Source organism: Anaerovibrio sp. (assembly GCF_051866355.1).
In the GTDB taxonomy this organism is placed as follows: Bacteria; Bacillota; Negativicutes; order Selenomonadales; family Selenomonadaceae; genus Anaerovibrio.
Genome location: NZ_JBJDWZ010000133.1, coordinates 46,007 through 53,368, shown reverse-complemented (window position 1 = coordinate 53,368; position 7,362 = coordinate 46,007). Strand labels below are relative to the sequence as shown.

The following is a 7,362-nucleotide window of genomic DNA, read 5'->3' as shown; positions in this document are numbered from 1 at the left end:
ACAATAATCATTTCATTTGTCACTATTTATGCTCCTCCTCAATCCACACAAATCACTCATGGGTTATCTATTTGCACAAAGCACTCACAGGTTGCCTGCTTGCACAAACCACTCACAGAAAATTACCAACAGGCTATATACTTGCACAAATCATGTCACGCAGTGCTTTCCTGCTCACCCAAAGCAAGCACAAGCAAAGCCTGAAATACCAACCCATTATATCATACATCCTCATCCCATTCCAGCCGCAAATCCTCTACGGCATTTTGCGCCGTATCGTAGGCAAAGCCCTTCATGCAAAGGTGCTGGAACATCTTCCCGGGCTCCGCGCCCACCTTGAACCTGCGCCGCAAGACCTTGATGGCAGACGCATACTCACGCTCACCCGTATCATCAGGAATACATCCCCTTATCATATCGCGGTCATATCCCTGCTGCTGCAGCTTTGCCACAATCTGCCTTACGCTGTAACTGCTGTCATTGTATAGAAAATCAAAGCGCCTGCGACAGCCGTCCTCCTCCTGAATAAACCTTTTGGATTGCAGCCAGTCAACGGTTTCGGTCACTTCTTCCTCACTGTAGCCCTTCCGGAAGAGCTTTTCTGACAGCCTGCGGATGCTCTGGTCACTGCGGGCCAGAAGCTCCACCGCCTTTGCCCGGCAGGAAGGCTGTGCCCCGGCAGAAGGCTTTGAGGGCCTACTCATCAGCAACCTTGCCCTTCTTGGCAGGAGAAGTCAGGCGCTGGATAACATCAGTGCTTTTCAGCATTTCATACAGCTTCGTTTCAATCTCCTCCATCAGCTCAGGCTGACTGCGGAGAATCTCCTTGACCGTGTCCTTGCCCTGTCCTAAGCGGTTGCCATTGTAGGAATACCAGGAGCCGCTCTTGTTCAGAATATCCAGATCCGCCGCAATGTCTATCACACTGCTTTCCTTGGATACACCCTCGCCATACATGATATCAAATTCAGCCACCTTGAAAGGAGGAGCTACCTTGTTCTTTACCACCTTGACCTTTGTGCGGTTGCCGAGGATGGTCGTCCCCTGCTTCACAACATCAAACTTTCTTACATCAAGGCGCACAGAAGAATAGAACTTCAAGGCACGGCCGCCGGTGGTAGTTTCCGGATTTCCGTACATGGTTCCCACCTTCTCACGAATCTGGTTGATGAAAATGGCCGTGGTCTGGGACTTGCTGATAATACCCGTCAGCTTGCGCATGGCCTGGCTCATGAGCCGCGCCAAAAGGCCAACATGGGCATCACCCATATCCCCCTCAATCTCCGCACGCGGCACCAGAGCCGCCACAGAGTCCACCACAATAATATCAATAGCACCGCTCCGTACCAGCGCTTCTACAATCTCCAGCGCCTGCTCACCGGTATCCGGCTGTGAAATCAGCAGATTGTCGATATCCACGCCCAGATTCTTGGCATAGACAGGATCCAGCGCATGCTCCGCATCTATAAATGCCGCCACGCCCCCCTGCCGCTGTGCCTCGGCAATCATGTGCAGGGTAACAGTGGTCTTACCGGAGGACTCAGGACCGTATATCTCAATGATGCGCCCTCTCGGTATGCCGCCTACGCCAAGCGCAATATCCAGCGGCAGAATGCCTGTAGAAATAACCTCCACATTCATGTTGGCCGCCGCATCGCCAAGACGCATAATCGCCCCCTTGCCGTAGTCCTTTTCAATCTGTTTCATGGCATTTTTTAAAGATTCTTCTTTTTCCTGATCCATATCTCAAATCTCCTTATCGACAGTAAATTTCTTTTTCTATTATAACAAACAAGGGTTTTTTACGCAATAGAAAAATCGAATATTTTTCACTTTTTGTTCTGTATTAATTATATATCTAAATATAGAATTAATATTAATGCACAGACAGAAAAAGACAGGACAGCCATGCGCCGCCCTGTCAAAATAAGATTCACGCTATTAACTTTGAAATTACATGTAATCAGTAGAGGTCTTCTTCTTTTCTGTCTTTCTGATGCCCAAAGTCTTGGAAATATACTCCGTCATGACATAGAAAGCAGGAATAATGAAGATGGCAATACCGGTTGCAAAGAGCATACCGCCTACTACTGCCACGCCCATACCGTTACGGGCCGCCGCACCGGCACCTGTTGCCATAGCCAGCGGCAGACAGCCGATGATAAAGGCGAAGGAGGTCATGAGAATAGGACGCAGACGCAAGCCTGCCGCCTCAATTGCCGCTTTCAGAGGGTTCATGCCGGCATCTACACGTATCTTGGCAAACTCCACAATCAGTATGGCGTTCTTGGCCGCCAGACCGATGATCATGATAACGCCAATCTGCATGTATACGCTGTTCTGCAATCCGGCATTCGGCGTACCGTCCAGAGCCTGTACGATTGACAGGAAATACTCGGAGAACAATGCACCAAAGATACCTACAGGCACGGACAAGAGAACCGCAAACGGCACGCTCCAGCTCTCATAGAGAGCTGCAAGGCACAGGAATACAAACACAAATGCCAGCGCCAGCACCTGACCGGTAGAGCTGCTGGTCTTCTGCTCCTCGCGGGCCTGACCGGACCACTCAATACCGAAGCCGTCCGGAGCTGTCTCCCTGACGATTTCCTCAATGGCAGCCATCGCCTCACCGGAGGAATAGCCGCTTCCGGCATTACCCTGAATACTGATGGAACGGGCTGCATTAAAGCGGCTGACGTTGCTGACACCTGTAGTCTCACGCGGCTTCAGCAAGGAATCCAGCGGCACATTGGCACCTGTATTACTGCGCACATACATAAAGCGCATATTTTCCACATTGCTACGGAAGGTTCCATCCGCCTGCACAACTACCTTGTAGGTACGGCCGAACTCGTTGAAGTCATTGACCTGATTACCGCCGTAGAATACCTGCATGGCAGTGAACACATCAGAAATGCTGACGCCCATAGCCTTGACCTTTTCCCTGTCAATGTCATACTCATAAACCGGGGAATTGATGGAATAGGTGGAGCGCACGCCCTGCAGCTCAGGACGCTGGTTAGCCGCGGCCAGAATCTTCTTGGTAATCTGGTCCAGCTCCTCGTCAGTATGGCCGGACAAATCCTGCAGCTCCATCTGCCAGCCGCCGACAGTACCAAGGCCTGGCAAAGCCGGCATGTTGAAGGCAATAACCCGCGCCTCCGGTGCAACCACAGCACCTACGCCGAAGGTCTTCATAACGATGGCGTCAATCTGGGTTTCCGCAGTCGTTCTATCAGCCCAAGGCTTCAGCCCTACGAACATGGCACCTGCACTGGACTTGCCGCTGAATGCCATGATGTCAAAGCCAGGAATACCCATAACGCCATCAATGCCATCCACCTGCAGCATGGCAGGTATCAGCTTGTTGATAACCTTCTCCGTCTGGTTCAGGGAAGCACCCTCCGGCAGATTTACTGCCACCGCATAATAGCCCTGATCCTCATTCGGCACGAAGGTGGACGGCACAATCTTGTACAAAAGCCCCGTCAGGCCGCAGACAATCACAATAAATACCAGGGCAACCTTGATGTGGCCGATAAACCAGCCAACCACACCCTGATAGCCAAGACGCATCCTGTTAAATGCCTCGTTGAACTTAGCAAAGAAACGGCCAAGTACCCCATCGCTCTCATTTTTCTCATGAGGCTTCAGGATAGTGGCGCAGAGGGCAGGCGTCAGGGTCAGCGCCACGAAAGCCGACAATGCCATAGAAATAGCGATTGTCAGGGCAAACTGACGATACAGAACGCCCATCATGCCGCCCAGGAAGGCCACCGGCACAAATACCGCCGCCAGCACGAAGGCAATAGCCACAACAGGCCCCTGCACCTCGTCCATGGCGCGCTCGGTGGCGTCCACAGGATTAAGCCCCTTCTCCATGTGGGCCTCAACATTCTCGATAACGACTATCGCATCATCTACTACCAGACCGATTGCCAGTACCATGGCAAACAGGGTCAGTGTATTGATGGAGAAGCCCAGGAACGTAAAGGCAATAAACGTACCAATCAGGGATACCGGCACTGCCAGCAGAGGAATGAGAGTTGCCCGCCAATTCTGCAGGAAGACAAATACAACCAGCACAACCAGCGCCAGCGCCTCAATGAAGGTATGCACAACCTCATTGATGGAAGCACCGATAAACTTGGTACTGTCCACAATCTCCTTGATTTCCAAATCCGGCGGGAAGTCCTTCTTGGCATTCTCCAGAATTTTCTTTACCTCTGCCACAGTAGTCATGGCGTTGGCATCACTGGTGAGCTGGATACCAAAGCCCACTGCATCCATGCTGTTGTAGTTAGGCACGAAGTTATAATCCTCAGCACCTGTCTCTACGCGGGCTATATCCTTGATGCGCACATACTGGCCGTCAGTAGTCGCCTTCAGGATGATGTTGCCAAATTCCTCGGCACTGGTCAGACGTCCCTCAATCTTGCCGGTTGCCTGCTTTTCCTGATTGTCGGCCACAGGCGCGGCACCTACCGTACCTGCCGGTGCCTGCACATTCTGCTCATTGATAGCTGCCATGATGTCAGCAGCCGTAATATTCATTTCTGCCATCTTGGCAGGATTTACCCAGATACGCATGGCATGGTCAGCACCAAATACCATTACGTCACCTACGCCGTCTACGCGCTTAATCTGGTCCAGCAGATAAATATCCGCATAGTTCTTCATCCACGGACGGTCATAGGTCTTATTCGGGGAATACATCGCCATCATCAAAGCCATATCGTTGGATGACTTGCTGGTGGTTACACCCATGCTCTTTACGGAATCAGGCAGGCTGGCATTGGCAATAGCTACATTGTTCTGTACCTTTACCGCATCCATATCGCCATCAGTGCCCAGATTGAACACTACGCTCAGGCTGTACCTGCCGCTGTCAGAGGCGGTGGAGGACATGTAGTCCATGCCCTGGGTACCGTTTACCTGCTGCTCTATAACCTGCGCCACCGTATCATTTACAGTTTTCGCATTGGCACCTACATAGGTGGTGCTGACGGAAATCGTCGGCGGCGAAATCTGCGGATACTGTGCAATCGGCAGCTGAAAAGCTGCCAGCACGCCGATAATGACAATCAGAAGGGAAATCACGATTGCAAATATCGGTCTATGTATAAAAAACTTAGCCAAGTGGACGCCCCCTTATAAATTGCTCGTAGTGAGGGAGAAGCCCATATCCTCCGGCTTTACCTCGGTGATAGCCAGCTCCATGCCCTCGGTCAGGGAAGTCAGACCTTCTACAATCACCTGCTCGTTGCCGGTCAGGCCTTTTTCAACAATGCAATAGCTGCCAACCTTGGTGCCCAGCTCAATATTCTGTGCCTTGGATTTGCCATCCTCGCCTACAATCATCACGAAGGACTTGCCCAGAAGCTGCTGAACGGCACGCTCAGGCACCAGCTTGGCCCCCTTCAGCGTATCACCTGTCAGCTTGGCGCGGGCGAACATGCCCGGAACCAGAATACCGTCAGGATTTTCAAACTGCGCCTTGATAATCAGGGAACCGGAATTATCCTGCATAGCGCGGTCAACCTCTACGATACTGCCCTCCACAGGATAAACGGAACCATCACTCAGGGAAATCTGCACGGTCTTGCTAGGCAGAGCCTGGCCAGGAACCACGGAAGCCCCCACGTACTTCAGATACTCACCCTCGCTGATACTGAACTGAACAAAAATCGGATTGCTGGAACCGATGGTCACCAGCGTAGTATTGCCTGCGGCAGCATAGGTGCCGATAGCAACATCATCAACAGCCAGCTTGCCGCTCATAGGCGCGTACACCACAGTATCATCCAGATTCTGCTGTGCCTGCTGAACGAGAGCCGCCATGGCGTTTACATTGGCCTGATAGGCCGCCACCTGGGCGCGCTGGGTAGTAACTACCTGCTCGGAAACAGCCGCTGCTGCCAGAAGCTGCTCATTGCGCTGCAAATCAATCAGGGCATTGTTGTAGGTTGCCTGCGCCTGTGCCAGATTGGCCTGCGCCTGCAGCAGGGCAGCCTGATAATTGCGGTCATCAATCTTGTACAGTGCCTGACCGGCAGACACATACTGACCGCCCTTGATGTACTTTGCCGTAACATTGCCGGATACCCGTGCCTGAACCTTTACCTCGTCCTTACCCTTGACGGAGCCTGCATACTCCAGGGTCAGAGGCGTATCCTGCACCAGCACATTCATAGCCTTTACCTGTACGCCGCCGGACGTCCGCTGAGCCTTCTGTCCGTCACTGCTCACGAACATCACACCGGCAACTATAGCGATAACAGCAATCACTGCTGCTACTGCCAGCTTTCCTTTTTTAGATAACAACTCTACCTACCTCCTAAAATTCCCATACAAAATCAAAGCATGCTAAAATGTAAACTATACTGCTATATGATACATTTGCTATAAGAAATTGTCAATATAAACAGACATTACCCCGAGCATGCTACAGTATAAACCTTTATTATGAAAAATATCTAAAAACAGTATTATATGGCGATTATTTCCAAATCATCAGGCACAAATACATTTCCCGCAAAATAGCTCCTGCACTCTGCCGTATACTTCTCCTTGCGGTCAGCAATGGTCTTGTCCTCCGTATGGTAGAGCACCACATTCCTTGCCCCCAGCTGCTGTGCCAGCTCCCCGGCCTCCTTGGCCGTGCTGTGATGCTTCTCATAAGGCTTGAACACATCCCTGTCATCGTACCGGCAGAAGGCCTCCGACAGCAGCCAGTCCGCTCCCTCGGCATACTGGCGGCACTTTGGATTGTACGGCTCGTCTCCCAGGCAGGTCAGCACCTGTCCATCATCCCTGAAAACAAGACGGTAGCCGAACTGCTTTGCCTTGGTAGAAAAAATATCAAAAGCCGTCAGGGTCATCTGCGGCAGCTCCACGTTTTCCCCATCCTTCACCTCATGAATGAGAATGTCTTTCCCCACGTTGGCCAGGTCCTTCTTTTTCAGCATCATGCCGCACATCTTTTCCAGCATATCCCTGACTACGTCATGGCAGTAAATGTGCAGCTGCCCCTGATACTTGCCTGCATTTAGCATGGAGGCGATTTTCCTTATTATCCATATCACGCCCAAAACATGATCTGTATGCCCATGGGTCACAAACATATGATGCAGCTTCTGATAGTCAGCCCCTGCCAGCTCCATCTGCCGCAATATGCCGTTGCCGCCGCCGGCATCAGTCATAAAAATCTCCCCGTCCGGCAGCTCAAGCAAAAAGCAGGTGTTGAAAATCTTCGTCACCATGGCATTGCCGGTTCCCAGCATAATCAGTTTTTTCATGCAACTCATCTCCCGTATTCTCTCTTTTAAACTTACCAGCTACATGACAATTATAACAAAA

The 7,362-nt window shown here is 51.4% G+C and carries 5 protein-coding genes; all 5 read right to left on the bottom strand.

The window, feature by feature from the left end; genetic code table 11:
* Positions 1-221: 221 nt before the first annotated feature.
* Entirely contained in the window at positions 222-704 is a 483-nt protein-coding gene (locus ACI3UA_RS07350) for a regulatory protein RecX (RefSeq protein WP_439724165.1), read from the bottom strand.
* Positions 697-1,743: a recombinase RecA gene (gene recA / locus ACI3UA_RS07345; protein ID WP_439724164.1), complete on the bottom strand. Its 1,047-nt coding sequence runs from the start codon at positions 1,741-1,743 to the stop codon at positions 697-699. Before recA ends, ACI3UA_RS07350 begins: the two co-directional genes overlap by 8 nt.
* Before the next feature lie 210 nt (positions 1,744-1,953).
* Positions 1,954-5,142, bottom strand: coding sequence for an efflux RND transporter permease subunit (locus ACI3UA_RS07340; protein ID WP_439724163.1), 3,189 nt, complete (start codon positions 5,140-5,142; stop codon positions 1,954-1,956).
* A 12-nt stretch (positions 5,143-5,154) separates the two neighbouring features.
* Positions 5,155-6,327, bottom strand: a complete 1,173-nt coding sequence (locus tag ACI3UA_RS07335) for an efflux RND transporter periplasmic adaptor subunit (RefSeq protein ID WP_439724162.1) — start codon at positions 6,325-6,327, stop codon at positions 5,155-5,157.
* Positions 6,328-6,491: 164 nt separating this feature from the next.
* Positions 6,492-7,301: an MBL fold metallo-hydrolase gene (locus tag ACI3UA_RS07330; protein ID WP_439724161.1), complete on the bottom strand. Its 810-nt coding sequence runs from the start codon at positions 7,299-7,301 to the stop codon at positions 6,492-6,494.
* Between the last annotated feature and the right edge of the window lie 61 nt (positions 7,302-7,362).

Coding starts and splice junctions, on each gene's coding strand:
- recA (WP_439724164.1), bottom strand. CDS start 1,743: ATGGATCAGGAAAAAGAAGAATCTTTAAAAAATGCCATGAAACAGATT.
- ACI3UA_RS07350 (WP_439724165.1), bottom strand. CDS start 704: ATGAGTAGGCCCTCAAAGCCTTCTGCCGGGGCACAGCCTTCCTGCCGG.
- ACI3UA_RS07330 (WP_439724161.1), bottom strand. CDS start 7,301: ATGAAAAAACTGATTATGCTGGGAACCGGCAATGCCATGGTGACGAAG.